Here is a 16404-nt window from a genome sequence, read left to right on the forward strand (position 1 = left end):
CACCAATCAAGTGCGGTAGACAAATGAGGTAAATTCATGAGATGCACTGTTCAGTTACATGATGATCTAGCGGATTTTAACCAAGCGCCTCCTTTGCCAAACGCGCTACGCTACAAAGAGTTGACTGGCGATTGCCACGTTCAAGACATGCCGTTGGCGAGTGAATCTGCGATTGCCATCAGTTACAACGGAATCAGTCAGGCGGTGATGATGGTGACACCAGGACACATGGAAGACTTTGTGCGTGGATTCAGCCTAAGTACTGGCATCGTCAAAAGCTTTGGGGAAATACGCGATGTTCAAATCGGCGGTGATGGAGAATCACATTACGCTGAAGTTGAAATCAGTAACCGTGCTTTTTGGCAGATGAAGACACAAAGACGCAACCTAGCGGGCACAACTGGGTGTGGAATCTGCGGAGTTGAAGCGCTAGAACAGGCGCTGCCGGAACTAACGCCACTTTCCCCCTATCCAGCGCCTAATCCGCTGGTGTTCGAAGGGCTACGCGACAAGATCGCCATTCATCAACAAGCGGCTAGAACATCCGGAGCATTGCACGCGGCTTTGTTCGCCAATGCGAAAGGTGAAATCATCTTGTGTCGTGAAGATATCGGTCGCCATAACGCTCTGGATAAACTTATCGGCGCGTTGTCAGCCAACGATATTGACACGAAAAGCGGCTTCGTAATCATGACCAGTCGCTGTAGTTTAGAGCTGATCCACAAAGCTGTACGAGCGAAAATCGCTACTTTGGTCTGTTTATCCGCACCAACAGCGTTAACCGTTGAGTGGGCAAGAAGAAATAACCTGAATCTGATTCATTTACCTAACAACGATTCACCTAGGTTGTACAGTCCTGCACCGTAATTTCATTTCCTAACATAGCAAAAGAGAGACTTCATTAAGTCTCTCTTTTAGTTTACTTAGACCACATCATGCTACAGCTTTATTGGAACGATAGGTGTTAACACCAAACATCACAATGATTGCGATAACAAACGGTAAGACATATAAGTTCATTGCTTCCCAACCCACTGTCGATTCTAACCAACCAGAGAGTAGCGCTGTCACCGTGACACAACTGAAGACGAAAAATTCGTTGAAAGCTTGTGCCTTGGCTTTATTGTGCGCAGCATACGATTGGCTAAACAAACCTGTCGCAGCAATAAACATGAAGTTCCAACCAACGCCTAATAATACCAACGCTAAAGAAAAGTGCCAAATTGACTGACCGTGGATGTTGATGCCAATGCAAACCACAAACGATAAGCCACCCAATAGGATTATTTTTCTCGGACCAAAACGTTGGATAAGTTTACCGGTAAAAAACGCCGGAACGAACATACCCAAAACATGCCATTCAATCACGCCAGCGGCTTTCTCGAAATCGAAACCGCAACCTATCATCGCAAGCGGCGTCGCCGTCATCAGAATATTCATCACCGCGTAAGAGACCATTGCCGCGCATACTGACAACATAAAGTTAGGCGCGGAGATAATCTCAGACAACTTGTCTGCTTTTGGCGCGTCTTGATGTTTCACTGGCTTTGGGAAGTTTATGGTTTGAAGCAAAATCAGTGCAATGATGTTTAGCACGATCAACGCCATAAACCCGCCAACGTACAAACCATCTGGTGACCATTGTTGTGAATAAATCGCCAAGTTCGGCCCTAGCATTGCCGCCAATACGCCACCAGCCATGGAGATGGAAATCGCTTGATGGCGCGCATGCTCTTCACACACTTCTATCGCGGCAAAACGGTAGAGCGTACCAAAGCCAATACCGACACCGAGTAACAAGGTTCCAATACAAAACAGACCGAACATTTCGTTCGACAGACTATATGTGGCAACACTTGCCCCGGTAATACCGACAAGGTTGCCGATACTAAAACCTTTGCGCCTGCCTAAACGCCCCATAATTAGGGACGCGGGAATTGTTGCTGCCATTAGACCCAAGAACTGCATCGCGACAGGCAAGGTAATCATGCTTTGGTCAGGCGCTAGCTTTTTCCCGACCAAACCGATCACGGAAATTAATAAAATATTCCCAGTCATCAACAATGCTTGGCATAACGACAGCAACCATACGTTTCGATTCATCGCAGCGCCTCATGCACTGCCGCTTCAACGTGTAGTTTCGTTGTATCAAAGAGCGGGACATTGGTGTCTTCTTGTTTAACCAATAAACCGATTTCCGTGCAACCTAGAATCACGCCTTGCGCGCCATTCTCAGACAACTCTTCGATGATCGATTGATAATCGCACCTAGAACGGCTGCTGATGTGTCCTTTGCACAACTCTTCGTAGATAATGTTGTGCACTAACTTACGCTGCACACCATTGGGCACAATCACTTCGATACCAAACTTGTCGGTTAAGCGCTGCTTATAAAATGCCTGTTCCATGGTAAATGCGGTGCCCAACAAGCCCACTTTGGTAATACCTTGCTTGGCGAGCTGCGCACCCGTTGCGTCTGCAATATGGATGAGTGGTACGCTGACTGCTTCTTCAACCTGATTTGCCACGATGTGCATGGTGTTGGTTGCAATCAAAATAAAATCGGCTCCAGCTCTCTCTAGTGACTGCGCAGCTTCACACAGAATAATCGCCGTTTTATCCCACTCACCGCGGCGTTGCAGTTCTTCAATTTCTGCAAAATCCACACTGTTTAGAATCAGCTTGGCAGAATGGAACCCACCCTTCGCTTGGTTAACAGCCTTGTTTAAGAATTGATAGTAACTCACTGTTGATTCCCAGCTCATCCCACCAATCACGCCGATTGTTTTCATAACGGTCCCTCACCATAAATTGAGTTACCAATTAATCAGATATATGCATAACATTCAAACGATATTACTTAAACTCTTATTCCACACTGGGTAAACGATAGAATTTGCGCGTGGAGTTTTTTATACTGATTCGACAAGCACATGAGCAATAAAGGAAGTACCTCTTTGAGCCTTTCGGAAAATACCCCGCAAAGAAACGTAAAGCGCGGCCGCGGACGTCCAGTCGGCGATCGTGAATCTAGAAAGGCAGACCTACTGTCGGCGGCGATAGCCGTAACCGCAGAAGAAGGATACTCTGGGGTTTCACTGCGCAAAGTAGCCAAGCGTATGGGAGCAACCACAGGTACAGTGACGTACTATTACGCCAACAAAGAAGAGATGATTGCCGCAGTTGCTGAAGAGTTGTTTCGACGTTTCCATGTTTCATTAAATTTAAACGACGAAAACACTGACATCAAGTCGATGTTAGATAAGCTATTAAATTGGCCAGAGTCTGAATACTCAGTATTGTGGCTCGCTTTTGTTCAGTTGCTCGCCCACGCACGCCAAGAGCCCGCATTTGCATCAGTGATTCAGCGTAACTACCTTGTAGTGAAAGATGTACTGACTGCACTGGTTGAAAGAGGGCAAGCAAACCAAACCATCAGAGATGACATTAGCGCAGAGCTTATTGCAGACCAATTGAGCGCACTTGCAGATGGGTGGATGGTGATGATGCCGCTAGATCCAGAGCGATTTAGTCCAGAGAGAACTCAGCTTCTTTCAGAATCGGTGCTTACGCTCATCAAACCGATAAAATAATACCTCTCCCTGAACAGCGTAAAAACTAAAAAGCTGGGCAACAACTGCCCAGCTTTTTAGTATCAGCTAAGACTCTTCTTTTACGTTAAATACCAACGCGTAGAAAACGGGCAACACCACCATAATTAGCAATGTGCCAAACAGTAGCCCACCGATGATCGTCACTGCCATTGATGAGAAGAACACGTCAAAAATTAATGGAATCATGCCTAACGCCGTTGTCAGTGCCGCCATTGCCACTGGGCGAAGACGGCTTGCAGACGCGTCTATGATTGCCGTAATCAAACTTTTGCCTAGCGGTAATTCTAGATTTATTTGCTCCACCAACACTATGGCGTTTTTAATTAGCATTCCAGCCAAGCTCAAAAAACCTAACAGCGCCATAAAACCGAACGACTCACCAGAGGCCAATAAGCCAACCGTTACGCCGATAAGAGCGAGAGGAACGCACAACCAAATTACCAGAGGTTGACGCAGTGAGTTGAACATCATGATAGTAATCAACACCATCGCTACAACAAACATCGGTATTGAGGCAGCCAAACCAGCATTGGCCTTGGCTGAGTCTTCATATTCACCGCCCCACTCTAGTGTATAGCCCTGTGGTAACTCTAACGCTTCGATTTTAGGGCGAATCTTTTCAAACAATACGCTGGCATTACCAACGATAGGATCGGCGAACACTGTAATTGTGCGTTTTCGGTTTCTGCGATGAATGATTTCATCTTCGAACACTGTCTCATAAGATTGAACGACTTGCCCTAAAGGAATCATCCTTTGGGCAGCGTTACTCCAAATCTGTAAGTCGGATAAATTACCAATATCACTGCGACGTTTTTCGTCATCACGAACGACGATAGGCAATATCAGATCGGACTCTCTGTATAGCCCCGCAGTTATACCCTGAAAGCCTTCTTTAATGGCTTGCGCAACCATTTGACGAGTAATGCCGTTGATGTTTGCTTGTTCTTCGGACACGACCGCACGAATCACTTTTACAGGCTGGCGCCAGTCGGTACGCACCGATTTAGTATTCGATTCAGCGCGATAGATCTGCTCAATTTCTGCTGCAATCCGTCTTAGCTCATCAATATCTGGGCCACTGATCCTAGCTTGAATTTTCCCGCTTGAACCCGGCCCCATTAGAAATGGGGAAGCATAGGCCAACGCATCTGGGAACGTTGCAGACAGCTCGGCTTCAATTTTTGGCATCAACTCATCGATCACCAGTTGATCGTGCACTTTTACGATGAACTGCACATAGGAACTATTGGCTTGCTCCGGTTGATACGTTAAAAGAAAACGCAGTGTTCCTTCCCCAATACTACTAGTGACACTCTCCACTTCTTCGTGTTTCAGAAGCAAGTCTTCGATTGCTTTTGCGTCGCGGCGTGTCTCATCAATATGTGTGCCTTGAGGTAACCAATAATCAACCATAAACTGCGGGCGCATCGCACTTGGCAAAAAGTTATGCTCGACGAATGTAAAGCTCCACATCGCTAACGCAAACAACCCCATCACCGATGCAGAACTCAAATACCGATGGCGAATACAGCCAAGTAAGAAGCCCTTGTAACGATTGTAGAAAGGAGTGTTATACGGATCCGATTCTTGATTTGATGCGTTATTGTTCTTAAAGAACAAGGTACACATCAAAGGAGTCACGGTAACGGCGGTTACCCAACTTAACAGTAGTGACACCAACACAACTTGGAATAATGATCGGCAGAACTCACCCGTGTCGTCGTTTGACGTACCAATCGCTGCAAAGGCAAGAATGGCAATCAGTGTTGCACCCAGTAACGGCCATGCGGATTCTTTCACGACATCAATCGAGGCCTCTTTTGCTGAACTGCCTCGTTGCATCCGAATCAATACGCCATCGACTACCACTATTGCGTTGTCGACCAACATGCCAAGTGCAATGATTAGCGCACCTAACGACACTCGCTCAAGCGCTACGCCAATGGGTTGCAAGAACAGAAAAGAGCCGACAATGGTTAAAACCAGTATAAAACCAATCAACAATCCACTGCGCACTCCCATAAACAACAGCAAAACGGCGATAACAATCGCGGTTGCTTCAGCCAAGCTGGCGACAAAGCCAATAATTGCTGTTTGGACTGAATCTGACTGGAGCGAAACGATGTTTACTTCCATCCCAACAGGGCGTTTGCTCTCTAGTTCACTCAAGCGGGCAAACAGCGCCTCGCCCATCGTCACCACGTTCCCACCAGTCACGGTTGACACACCTAAGCCAATCCCCGTTAATCCGTTAAAACGAATTTCGTTGGCTACAGGATCAACGTAGTCGCGCTTAACTTCGGCGACATCGCGCAAGTAGATTTGTCGTTCTTCGCCTGGCAGACTGATTACATGCGACTTAATATCATCCACAGACTCAAATCCGCCTGTCGGTGCAATCGAGACAAAACTACTCCCCAACCGCGCACGTCCAGCGTCGACAGCCACTCCCTTTTTCTGCAGTTGCTGGACAATCAACGCGGGTTGAACCCCGAGCTGAGACATACGGTCGCGGTTGAATTCTATGTACACGGCCTCTTGACGTTCAGCAAACGTTGTCACTTTGCCAACATCGTCAACTAGCAGCAGTTCACGCTTCAATAAGTCCACATAACGTTTTACTTCTGCATAGCTATAACCGTCTCCGGTAACCACGAGAAAAGCACTGTACACATCACCGTAGTCATCCAGTACATACGATTGGCCTGCACCTGGTGGTAAGTTGTTTTGAGCATCCGAGATTTTTCTACGCAGTTCGTCCCACACTTGTGGCAAGGTCGACTTGTCGTAGCTATCTTTCACTTTTACTGTAATGGTCGATAGGCCGCGCTCAGATTTGGAGTTGACTCGCTCGACTTGACCAAGTTGTTGTATTGCTTGCTCGAGTTCATCGCTGACTTCTTGCTCCACTTCAAGCGCTGAAGCACCAGGATAAGCAGTGATAACCAACGCTTCCTTAATCGTAAACTCAGGGTCTTCTAAGCGACTCATATCTAAATAGGCACTGAGTCCTGCAAGTAACATCAAGGCAGTGAACACTAAGGTTACGATTCGGTTTTTGATGGCAATAGCCGCTAAGTTCATTAGTAGTACTCCTTCATAGGATAAACTAAATCACCATCCCTTAGAGCGCGCACACCAGATACAGCGATAACCTCACCAGTTTGTAAGCCATCAAGAATATAGATTCTGTCTTCCCTTGCTTCACCTAGTGTCACCGCTCTCTGACTCACAGCGTGCGTTTCTTGATCAACCACCCACACAATGGGTGTTTTGGAGGCTGTCGATTGCACCGCGTTTGCTGGAATAGAAAGATCGATACTAGACGTAGACTTAGGTGCCTCTCTGTATATTGCACGTCCAGTCATTCCTGGACTGATACTGACGCCTTTTGGCATCGCAAAGCTGAGCGTCACTTCGAATGTGCGCGTAATCGGATCCGCCATGCTCGTGAACGAAGTAATGATCGCGGGCATTTCCATCCCCGGAATTGCGCTCACCTCAACACTGATGTCGCCTTTTAGCTTAATGTCTTCGATAGATTTAGCGGGCTCTTCTTTTGCCCATACGGCTTCCGGCACATAAACCTTCATCTCCAACGCCTCTTCACTTTGCAGGATCAAGATCGTTTGCTTTGCTTGAACATTGGCAAAATCTTCCACCAGTTTTTTTGCCACTCTGCCATCAAACGGTGCCACGAGTTCGGTGTCGTCTAATGCTTTTTGGGCTTGCTTTAACGCAGCCTCTGCGACTCGTAAGTTTCGACGTGCGATATCCAATTGTTGTGTCGTGACAGCGTGGCGTTGATACGCGGACTGATAGCGTTGAAAGTCAATTGCAGCGGCGCTCACCTCTGCTCTCGCTCTATCACGTTGGGCTTGGTAATTGTCAGGTTCCAAGCGAGCCAAAGTGGTGCCTGCATAGACAAACTCCCCTTCGGTCGCAGTAAATTCAACAATACGGCCTGAGACTTCAAAAGCCATGTCTGATTGTTTGACAGCTGCGACTCTACCGGGGTATTTAAACACGCGGTCTACAGGGTCTTCGCCCACTGTCAATAATTTCACTGGCCTGGCTACTGTTGTTTTTTCCTCTACCTCTTGTTGCTTGCATCCACTAACGGCTAAGCCGCATACCAATAGAAGGATCAATACCCCTTGCCGTTCATTTCGCTTAATCATTTATGTACCTGTTGTAAAGTTTCGTTACAGCGACGGCGATCGCTATCATTAAAGTAAACAGTCTTCCAGTTACGCCCCTGTCCCTATGACACCACTTGTTGCTTTGCCTATTTTCGGTTTCGAAAATCGTTAGGTCATAATTAAAATAACAATTGTTATGTTTTAATTCGAAACAATGTGAACAAACATTATGTTTATTTGGTTTAAAATCCGCTGTTATTAAAACCGGCTGGAAGTTCGGTTATTCTTATGGGTTGGTCAGTAGCGGTCTCTATTAGCGAGACAAAGCCACTTGATAAAATACGATCATTTTGGGGCCCTGCCCCCTAGCTACTTCTGGACGTCAGTACAATCGAGCTCAAGCCGATTCCAGATAGTAAGAGTGTTCTCTCGTTAACAAACTGAATTTCCCGGCTTTGTTGAGTCTCCATACGATAGAACTGTTTAATCACTTCAGTTTGCCTCCGAGTCGACGCGTCGTTTGTCGGCTCTCCTGACTGAAAATCAATCGGTGACATCAATAGATACCCACCTTTCACTTTCCATATCCCCGAGTCAGTGATCAATAGGTCGCTCTGTTCTGAAGATAAATGCGATTGAAGCTGCATCCGGGTTAAGCGCTGGTAAGTTCCATCAGCAGAGAAACTAAGCTCGGCATTAATACTAATTTGGTTTACGTCACCAAATGCTCTCTCTTGGTACTTAGGAGGGATAATGGTGACGACTTTCATTTCCCAATCTCGCTCAATCATGATGTTTTCTACACGATGGTTCTTGCTTTCCCAAAAAAAGCCACTCAGCACAAGAGAGCAGACGGCGATAGAAAATACGAATTTATATTTCACCGTCACGTTCCTTGTCTTGGCAAACGGAATCGTCCACGTCATCAACCGAATACAGTGCTAATGTTTGATTTTTCGCAGAGTGAGGTGGTCGATGAATGAGGTTAAGAACAACTTCTTTATCATAGCCACTTGATAGGATGACCTTGTCTAAACTATTCAAATCGGCGTACTTACCAATGAATCCTTCAAAGCAGTGATCCATGTTATTTAACCACCTCGCTAACTTCGGTTCGTCATTTTGCAGCTCGACAGTTAGACCTTGAATGACCTGAATACGAGCTGTGTCATACGCGCTAGTGTCCGAGAATGAATAAGAAAGGATTGGCAAACATAAACTGATCGTCGCAACTAACCAGTGCCTCCAATAGACAAATAGAGAAGAAACATTTTGACGCTTAGCGTGCAGCTCAACTGTTGAAAGTTTTTCTTTCATATCGTGCGCGTCTAACATTGGATCATGTTCGATTTTTTCCAATACTTGCGCTTCGTTTATGTTGTTATCCTCATTGTTAGAGGGTAATACGTCGACGTCGCACACCAAGCGGTAACCTATCTTTGGTACGGTCTTTACGAAGTTTGGCGAGCGAGTGGAGTCACTAAGTACCTTCCTCAACGTATACACCGCTTGAGTAAGACTTGACCCGTCGACCTCTAAGCCTTTGTCACGCCAAGCAAACTCTATTAGTTCATCTCGTGAAGCGGCCCTGTGGCTGTAAATACATAGCGCCAATAAGATCCTTGATTCATTGCTCCGCATGTGAGTAACCGCTTGATCGTTAAGAATGTCAGTCAACGTACCCAGCTTCGCATCGAACTCATAGCGATGCGCCAGTAGAAACTTGAATTCATTCCTTTTATTCAATAGAGATAATGCCATTCTCACCTCACGATTACGCCAATACTGGAACTTTGATTTTGCGAGTATATCAATTTTTTTATTTAACACAACACTTGTTACATTAATTGAAATATACAGATTTATCAGTAAGAAATGACAATATAAACAAAAAGCCCCAAACTAGGTTTGGGGCTCTAAGGTTTCGCTTTGCCGTAAGATCAAGGGTCAATCTTCAACAACAGGTAGTACTTGTTTGACATATTCACCTGGCGCAGCAGCGATAACAGGGAAGTCATCATTACCGATATTGTATGGCTCAACCTGTTCTTGCGGGTTAAAACCAAGCAACCATTGGTTCCAATGTGTCCACCATGAGCCTTCATTGTGTTTCGCATTAGACAACCATTCGTCTGCACTATCATCAAGTGAATCATTCACCCAATAACCGTATTTCCCTTTGGCTGGATGATTAACAATACCTGCGATGTGACCAGATTCACCCAGCACAAAAGTTTTGTTTCCACCGACTTGTAATGCGCCTCGGTATGTACCTTGCCATAACGCAATATGGTCTTCTTTAGTAGAAACAAAATAGCTTGGGACCTTGATCTTATTTAGATCAATCCACACGCCGCCGATCTTCACGCCTTTGTCTTCAACCAGTTTGTTTTCAAGGTATAGCTCGCGCAACATAAAGTTATGACATGCCGCTGATACGTTAGTGCTATCGCTATTCCAGTAGAGTAAATCAAAATCTACCGGACTATTACCCTTGAGGTAGTTGTCGACATAGTAATTCCAGTAAAGACTGTTTTCTCTCAACAGGCTAAATGTGACGCTCAATGAACGCCCGTCCATGTAACCTTTGAGATTATTTTGCAGCTCAATCGCATTAATGATGGTGTCATTGATGTAGGCGCCCACCTCTCCCGGCTGAGAGAAATCAAGCAGAGTAGTAAAGAAGGTAGCGCTCTTGATGCGCTTTTTCATTCGCTTTGCGGCGTAGTAAGCGATGGTGCTCGCTAAGACCGTACCACCAATACAATAACCCGCAGCATTGATCTGTTCTTGACCAGTGATCGACTCAATCGCTGAAACGGCTTTCGCGACGCCCTCAGTGACGTAGTCACCAAACTCAACGTCACGTTGCTTCGCACCAGGGTTGCGCCAAGACATCATAAATACCGGATGACCTTGTTCAAGCAACCAACGAACCATTGAGTTCTTTTCACGCAGATCAAGAATGTAGTACTTGTTGATAAACGGCGGAACAATCAACAGAGGCACCGCGTTAACAGCCTCAGTGAGCGGACGATATTGAATCAGTTCGAATAACTCGTTCTGATACACCACATCACCCGCAGTATTCGCGATATCTTCACCAACACGGAATGCATTGTTGTTCGTCATACGAATCTTAAGAATGTCAGCACTTGACTCCAGATCCGCCTTTAACTGCTCCAATCCAGCTAATAAGTTCTCACCGTTTTGCTCCAACGTTAACTTCAACAACTCCGGGTTCGTTGCGATGAAATTACTTGGAGACAACGCGTTGATCGCCTGACGAGAGAAAAAGCTCAAGCGCTCTTTACTCTTTTCATCCAAGCCTTCAATACTGTCGATGGTCTGCATGTAGGTTTTACTAAACAACAAATAAGATTGTTTAATAAAGTTGTAGAAGACGTCTTGCTGCCATTCTTGATTGGAGAATCGTTTGTCACCAATTTCTGGCTCAACGACAGGTGCAGTATTCCCAACCAGTGCCACGTTTTGCCAGATTTGCATCTGCTGTTGCCACCACTCGGATTGAATTTGCAATAGTGTCGCAGGTTGATTTGCGGCACTTTCGAATAGCTTAGCAGTATCTTCAAAATTGACTTCTTGCATCGCTTTATTCAGCGGTGAATTGACGGCTGCCCTGCTCTTCTCGAGTTCTGCCCACCACTGCTGATTGGTTTCTTGGAGCTTTACAAGGTAGTCCGAAAAGAAGTTTTGATACATAGCATTACTCCTAAAATCGGAAAAAAGCCGCCTTGCGGCGGCGGTAAACACAGTGTTATGCGGGAGTCACTGTCTTAAGGTTTTCCGTAGTGAGTTGCTCTACATCGTCTTTGAATTCTTTCGCAATCGATTGAAGCTTGTTGCTGTCATCCAACATTTGCTGAGACAACTTAGTCAAAACACCCAATTGCTGGCTGTTGAATGCAGTAAGCGTTGTCACATCTTTGATTTCACTCGCTGCTTTCATTTGAGTTAAACCCATTTCGCTGTAAGTACGAATTGCGTTTAGCTGAAGCTCAGTCAAGACTTCAACGTTTTTCGTTACTAGCTTGTTGAACTTTAGGTACGGTTCTAGGTTCTTTTCAGTTTGGTCAGTGAATGTTTTGAAAAAATCGGTATACATGAGTATTACTCCTAAGTTAATTCCATTTAAATTACAATACGTTAGCAACTGCGCTAAGCGATTGATTTAATGACAACAGCTGTGCCCATTCCACCACCCACACAAAGCGATGCTACGCCATACTGGCCATTGCTTCGGTTAAGTTCGTGAATAAGTGAAACTAAGATTCGGTTACCGGATGCACCTAGAGGATGCCCTAACGCAATAGCGCCGCCATTGACGTTGGCTTTATCCAAGATTGAAGAAACCGGTACGTTGTGTTCGTCTGCTAAACAGTGAATAACCCCAAGCGCTTGCGCCGCGAATGCTTCGTTTAGCTCATAAACGTCAATATCACTGGCTGTTAGCTCTGCTTTGTCCAAAGCGCGTGTTACCGCCTCAACAGGCCCTAATCCCATGAGTTTTGGATCCAAACCTGATTGCGCGTAGCTGACAATTTCAGCAATTGGCGTTAAACCGTACTGTTCTACCGCAGACTCGCTCGCCACGACAATTGCACTCGCACCATCATTGATTCCCGAGGCATTGCCCGCTGTAACAGAACCTTCACGGTCAAAAGCCGGACGCAGTTTCTGCAGAGCACTTAAGGTAGCGTTCGCTTTTGGATATTCGTCGGTATCAAAAACAATCGTTTCTTTGCGCTTTTTCACTTCGACAGGAACAATTTCCTGTTCGAATTTACCTGCTTCGATTGCTGCTACCGCTTTCATCTGGCTTGCCAGTGCGTAGTCATCTTGCTGCTCACGAGAAATACCGACTTCACGAGCGACATTTTCCGCCGTCACACCCATGTGATACTGGTTAAACACATCGGTTAGGCCGTCGTTGATCAACAGGTCCGTTAAGTTCATGTTGCCCATTTTGTGACCATCACGAACTGCACTAGAAACAGTAAATGGAATCTGCGACATCACTTCGACACCCGCAGCAACAACCACTGACGCATCACCAGATCGGATGTGACTAACAGCATCCATCACAGTTTTCATACCGCTGCCACACACCATATTTAGCGTGTACGCTGGGACACTTTCTGGTACGCCAGCAAAGATGGCGGCTTGACGACCAATCCCCATTCCTTGAGCTGCTCCCACAACATTACCAACGATCACTTCGTCAATAAGTTCTGGCTTTACCGCACTTTGCTCTAGTGCCGCTTTGATAGCGACTGCACCGAGTTCGCCGGCTGAGATATCTTTTAATGTGCCGCCGAATGCGCCGATTGGAGTGCGTTTAGCTGCAACAATGTATACTTTTTCCATGGTTCAAATCCTTAATGCATGTATAAGCCGCCGTTCACGGACAGCGTTTCACCAGTGATATATGCGCCTGCTTCACTCACCAAAAACGAAACTGACTTAGCAATTTCTTCTGGTGTCGCAAGACGTTTCATTGGGATTTGAGCTTTAATGGATTCGAGAACTTCAGGTTTCATCTGCTCAACCATTGGCGTGCCTGTGTACCCCGGTGCAACAACGTTAACCGTTACACCGCTACGAGCACCTTCCGCTGCTAGAGCTTTTGAAAAGCCAATCATGCCCGCTTTGGCGGCGGAGTAGTTTGTCTGACCAAACTGACCTTTCAATCCGTTAACTGAAGAAATGTTGACGATTCGCCCGCTACCTTTTTCACACATTGCAGCGAAAAGCGGTTGAGTCACATTAAAAAGGCTATTGAGGTTTGTTTCGATGACGTCTTTCCAAGCTTGGGCTGTCATCTTTTTGAATACGCCGTCGCGAGTAATTCCAGCGTTGTTAACCACGACATCAATCGTACCTTCATCCTTCAGCAACTGTTCCAAACGCTGAGCACATTGTTCCGTATCAGTTACATCAAGCTCGAATAGTCTAACTTGTTCTTCCGTAAAGCCTTTTTCGTTAAACCAATCTAAAGCGCATTGAAGGTTGCCAGTATAATAAGTAGCGATAACACGATAGCCATCGGCGACTAATTGAGAAGAGATTGCAGAACCAATTCCGCCTTTTGATCCCGTGATCAAAGCGAGTTTTTTCATTAATAGACTCCATTCTAACAGCAATTATTAATTCAAGTTAAAACATCCGCATCAATATAAAATGCAGACAAATTCATTAATATTTTTTTGCTTGGGGCATCAACCCTTTCCTTACTAAATAAAGCTAAACTCTATTTGTTACAGTTCAAATACTATTTCAACTTAAATACATAATGTTGAGCAAAGTCTCACATGCGATGAAATGTTACCTACTTGTTAAACATGCATAAGCTATTGTATTACCTACAAAACCACAGATAGGCAACTTTACCACCAAACATTAAGATATTGATTTTATTGAATTTCAATCCATTTTCATTGATTTCATGATATTTAACCGGTTTTCATGCGGCAAGTTTTAATAATTATTTAACATTTTATTGCGATGATAAAATGGTATTGTTCTATTAATACTTTTGTATATTTCACCTAAAGAAAGACATTTTCGTCATTTCTTATTTAAAGACAACTCACTTAAGTTTAAACAACTTATTTACCTACATAGATATAGACAAAAGTATAATATCAATAATTTTTAGTTAAATATTTAAACCTAGAATTCCATCTATATACAAAATATTGATTGGTAACTATCACAACAACTATTGAACATTGTGCGGTAACGGCATATTTTGTAGTGTTTACTACTTTTCTTACCCACAACCTAAGATTTATCTGATTTTGTCACTCTTGATCCGTCACTTAACCATCGGGAAATTTATCCCATCAATACTTAATCGCTCGAAAGTCACTGGCCAAAGCGCTAAAATGAGTAATCAGGGTAGAGAAGAGAATCACAAGTGCTCCCTGCTAAATATGTCATACGCTGCGGACATACTTGAATCGATCGACTTCCATAGAAAAGCAGCAACTAATCTGAAACACGTTAATTCCCTACTTTTTGTACTTCTACATCACAAAACTGGTTAAATCATCTGTGACATCAATGTTTATTTACCGAATGTGCAGTAAAAATTTTGGTATGCTAACTCTATTGCCAACGATAAAGATGAAACTTTCGTTTATATCTGGTAGAAATACCGCGGTCGCGAGTAATTGATAGAAAAAATGATAGAAAAGAAACAAGGTCGTCGCAGTGCGAAAAGCGCTGAGCAGACAAAATGCGAGATAATGCGTGTTGCAACCGAGCTCTTTTGTGAGCTTGGCTATGAGCGTGTTTCTCTTCGTAACATCAGTGATAAGGTCGGTGTATCGCATAGCCTACTCAGACACCATTTCGGTAGCAAAGAGAAAATCTGGCACGCCATCAGTGATGGTTTACATAAGTACATGGCAGGATACCTCCTTACTGTTATAGAGCGCATCCCTGCTGATTCTCCTGCAAACGTTAAGTTGTACATATTTGCTGTTCGCCTTCTCGCACACATGCTCACTTATAAACAGCCAATTCAACTTATCGCTGACGCAGTTCGTCAAGAAGATGCCTTATTTGATTATTTCATTGATAATACAGGTGAAATTGAACAGATCATCAATGGCATTGCGGATGAGTACAACACTGCGAACCCGCAAACACCTGTGAATGTGTGGGAAATAAAATGGCAAATGATGATGTTTGCACATGGCGCTGCCAGCCTAACACCATTTATGATTGAAACGTGGAGTGATATCACCACCGACCATGAAGAATGCCTATTGAAGCACTGGAGTATTTTCAACCGTATTATGGTTTTCAGGTTCAACATCCCGCAAGAAGAAATTTTGCAACCAAGCAAAGTCTCTGATCTGGTTTACGCCTATGAGTATGAGCCAGAAATTGATACCGAGCGCAGTGGTAGCGATCACATTTGACCAGATGAAGCCCTAGTTTATACGTGAATAAAAAGCAGTGCTGGGTTACAGCGCTGCTTTTTTAATATGCTCAAAAGTAGGCTTACTCACTAATCGCTCTGGAGTGATGCTATCAAGCACTTGTCTAAATGGTGATTCAACGAGAAACGTCGCTGTGTTTTCTCTAGCGTGCAGCTGAAACGCCTCACTATGCCTAAACACGATATAGTCGAGTGCAGCATGCAGATACAAAGTCGCAAGGGTTGGTTTTGTCGCTATAGACTTGAGCTCATGCTTAAGTTGCTTCTCCAATCGTTGCAAGCATTCACCCACACAATGACGCCCACGTTCAATCAATTCATTATCACCATCTGTAAATCGACCTAACGCAACGGTTCTAAAACCGACGTCCATCAGTGTTTTTGCGATACCTAAGACTTGGACTTCGCGAGTGTGCGCATAGTCTATATCGTTCAGCCCAAGCGGCTTGAAACGGTTGATGAGATGCTGACATATACATAGGCTCTCAAGCAACGGTGTACCGTCTGTCAACTGCAACACCGGGATTATTGAGAAAGGGTTTGCACGTGTTAGGTTTGGTGGGGATTGCCACGGGTCAACCCAAACCAACTCAATAGACAGATCTTCAACTAGGCTGGCGGCAGCAAGTACAACTCGAGAAAATGGTGAAGTATCGTTGAGGTATAGTTTCAT

Annotated in this window: 14 protein-coding genes; 3 read left to right on the forward strand and 11 right to left on the reverse strand. The window is 44.8% G+C overall.

Going from position 1 to position 16404, the window contains the following annotated elements; translation table 11 throughout:
* The first annotated feature begins 36 nt into the window (after nucleotides 1-36).
* Nucleotides 37-867, forward strand: a complete 831-nt coding sequence (gene fdhD / locus HCZ42_RS03520) for a formate dehydrogenase accessory sulfurtransferase FdhD (protein WP_167419370.1) — start codon at nucleotides 37-39, stop codon at nucleotides 865-867.
* A gap of 66 nt (nucleotides 868-933) precedes the next feature.
* Here fdhD and HCZ42_RS03525 read toward each other — a convergent pair whose 3' ends face one another.
* Both HCZ42_RS03525 and HCZ42_RS03530 read right to left on the reverse strand, forming a co-directional pair.
* The gene (locus HCZ42_RS03525) at nucleotides 934-2103 is read right to left on the reverse strand and encodes an MFS transporter (protein WP_167419371.1); all 1170 of its coding nucleotides are present in this window, start codon (nucleotides 2101-2103) and stop codon (nucleotides 934-936) included.
* On the reverse strand, nucleotides 2100-2792 hold the full coding sequence (locus HCZ42_RS03530) for an aspartate/glutamate racemase family protein (protein ID WP_167419372.1): 693 nt from the start codon (nucleotides 2790-2792) through the stop codon (nucleotides 2100-2102). Before HCZ42_RS03530 ends, HCZ42_RS03525 begins: the two co-directional genes overlap by 4 nt.
* A 165-nt stretch (nucleotides 2793-2957) precedes the next feature.
* Between HCZ42_RS03530 and HCZ42_RS03535 the strand changes: the two genes are divergently transcribed.
* On the forward strand, nucleotides 2958-3593 hold the full coding sequence (locus tag HCZ42_RS03535; protein WP_217702280.1) for a TetR/AcrR family transcriptional regulator: 636 nt from the start codon (nucleotides 2958-2960) through the stop codon (nucleotides 3591-3593).
* Nucleotides 3594-3659: 66 nt separating this feature from the next.
* Here the strand turns inward: HCZ42_RS03535 and HCZ42_RS03540 are convergent, their stop codons facing one another.
* The 8 genes from HCZ42_RS03540 to HCZ42_RS03575 form a co-directional block, all read right to left on the reverse strand.
* On the reverse strand, nucleotides 3660-6701 hold the full coding sequence (locus tag HCZ42_RS03540) for an efflux RND transporter permease subunit (RefSeq protein WP_167419374.1): 3042 nt from the start codon (nucleotides 6699-6701) through the stop codon (nucleotides 3660-3662).
* Complete coding sequence (locus HCZ42_RS03545; RefSeq protein WP_167419375.1) at nucleotides 6701-7798, reverse strand: efflux RND transporter periplasmic adaptor subunit; 1098 nt, start codon at nucleotides 7796-7798, stop codon at nucleotides 6701-6703. The genes HCZ42_RS03540 and HCZ42_RS03545 overlap by 1 nt, the downstream gene beginning before the upstream one ends.
* Nucleotides 7799-8124: 326 nt before the next feature.
* Nucleotides 8125-8643: a regulatory protein ToxS gene (locus HCZ42_RS03550; protein WP_167419376.1), complete on the reverse strand. Its 519-nt coding sequence runs from the start codon at nucleotides 8641-8643 to the stop codon at nucleotides 8125-8127.
* Nucleotides 8633-9520 (reverse strand): winged helix-turn-helix domain-containing protein, encoded by an 888-nt coding sequence (locus HCZ42_RS03555; RefSeq protein ID WP_167419377.1) that lies wholly within the window; start codon nucleotides 9518-9520, stop codon nucleotides 8633-8635. Before HCZ42_RS03555 ends, HCZ42_RS03550 begins: the two co-directional genes overlap by 11 nt.
* Nucleotides 9521-9706: 186 nt before the next feature.
* Entirely contained in the window at nucleotides 9707-11482 is a 1776-nt protein-coding gene (phaC, locus tag HCZ42_RS03560; RefSeq protein ID WP_167419378.1) for a class I poly(R)-hydroxyalkanoic acid synthase, read from the reverse strand.
* 55 nt (nucleotides 11483-11537) lie between these two features.
* The gene (locus HCZ42_RS03565) at nucleotides 11538-11885 is read right to left on the reverse strand and encodes a phasin family protein (protein ID WP_053407750.1); all 348 of its coding nucleotides are present in this window, start codon (nucleotides 11883-11885) and stop codon (nucleotides 11538-11540) included.
* Nucleotides 11886-11938: 53 nt separating this feature from the next.
* Nucleotides 11939-13147: an acetyl-CoA C-acetyltransferase gene (locus HCZ42_RS03570; protein WP_167419379.1), complete on the reverse strand. Its 1209-nt coding sequence runs from the start codon at nucleotides 13145-13147 to the stop codon at nucleotides 11939-11941.
* A gap of 11 nt (nucleotides 13148-13158) precedes the next feature.
* Nucleotides 13159-13899, reverse strand: a complete 741-nt coding sequence (locus HCZ42_RS03575; RefSeq protein ID WP_167419380.1) for an SDR family oxidoreductase — start codon at nucleotides 13897-13899, stop codon at nucleotides 13159-13161.
* A gap of 1068 nt (nucleotides 13900-14967) precedes the next feature.
* Between HCZ42_RS03575 and HCZ42_RS03580 the strand changes: the two genes are divergently transcribed.
* Nucleotides 14968-15711 carry a TetR/AcrR family transcriptional regulator gene (locus HCZ42_RS03580; RefSeq protein ID WP_167419381.1) on the forward strand — a complete coding sequence of 248 codons (744 nt, stop codon included), beginning with the start codon at nucleotides 14968-14970 and terminating at the stop codon, nucleotides 15709-15711.
* A gap of 45 nt (nucleotides 15712-15756) precedes the next feature.
* Here HCZ42_RS03580 and HCZ42_RS03585 read toward each other — a convergent pair whose 3' ends face one another.
* The gene (locus HCZ42_RS03585) at nucleotides 15757-16404 is read right to left on the reverse strand and encodes a glutathione S-transferase family protein (protein ID WP_167419382.1); all 648 of its coding nucleotides are present in this window, start codon (nucleotides 16402-16404) and stop codon (nucleotides 15757-15759) included.

The organism is Vibrio hepatarius (assembly GCF_011806575.1).
Lineage (GTDB): Bacteria > Pseudomonadota > Gammaproteobacteria > Enterobacterales > Vibrionaceae > Vibrio > Vibrio hepatarius_A.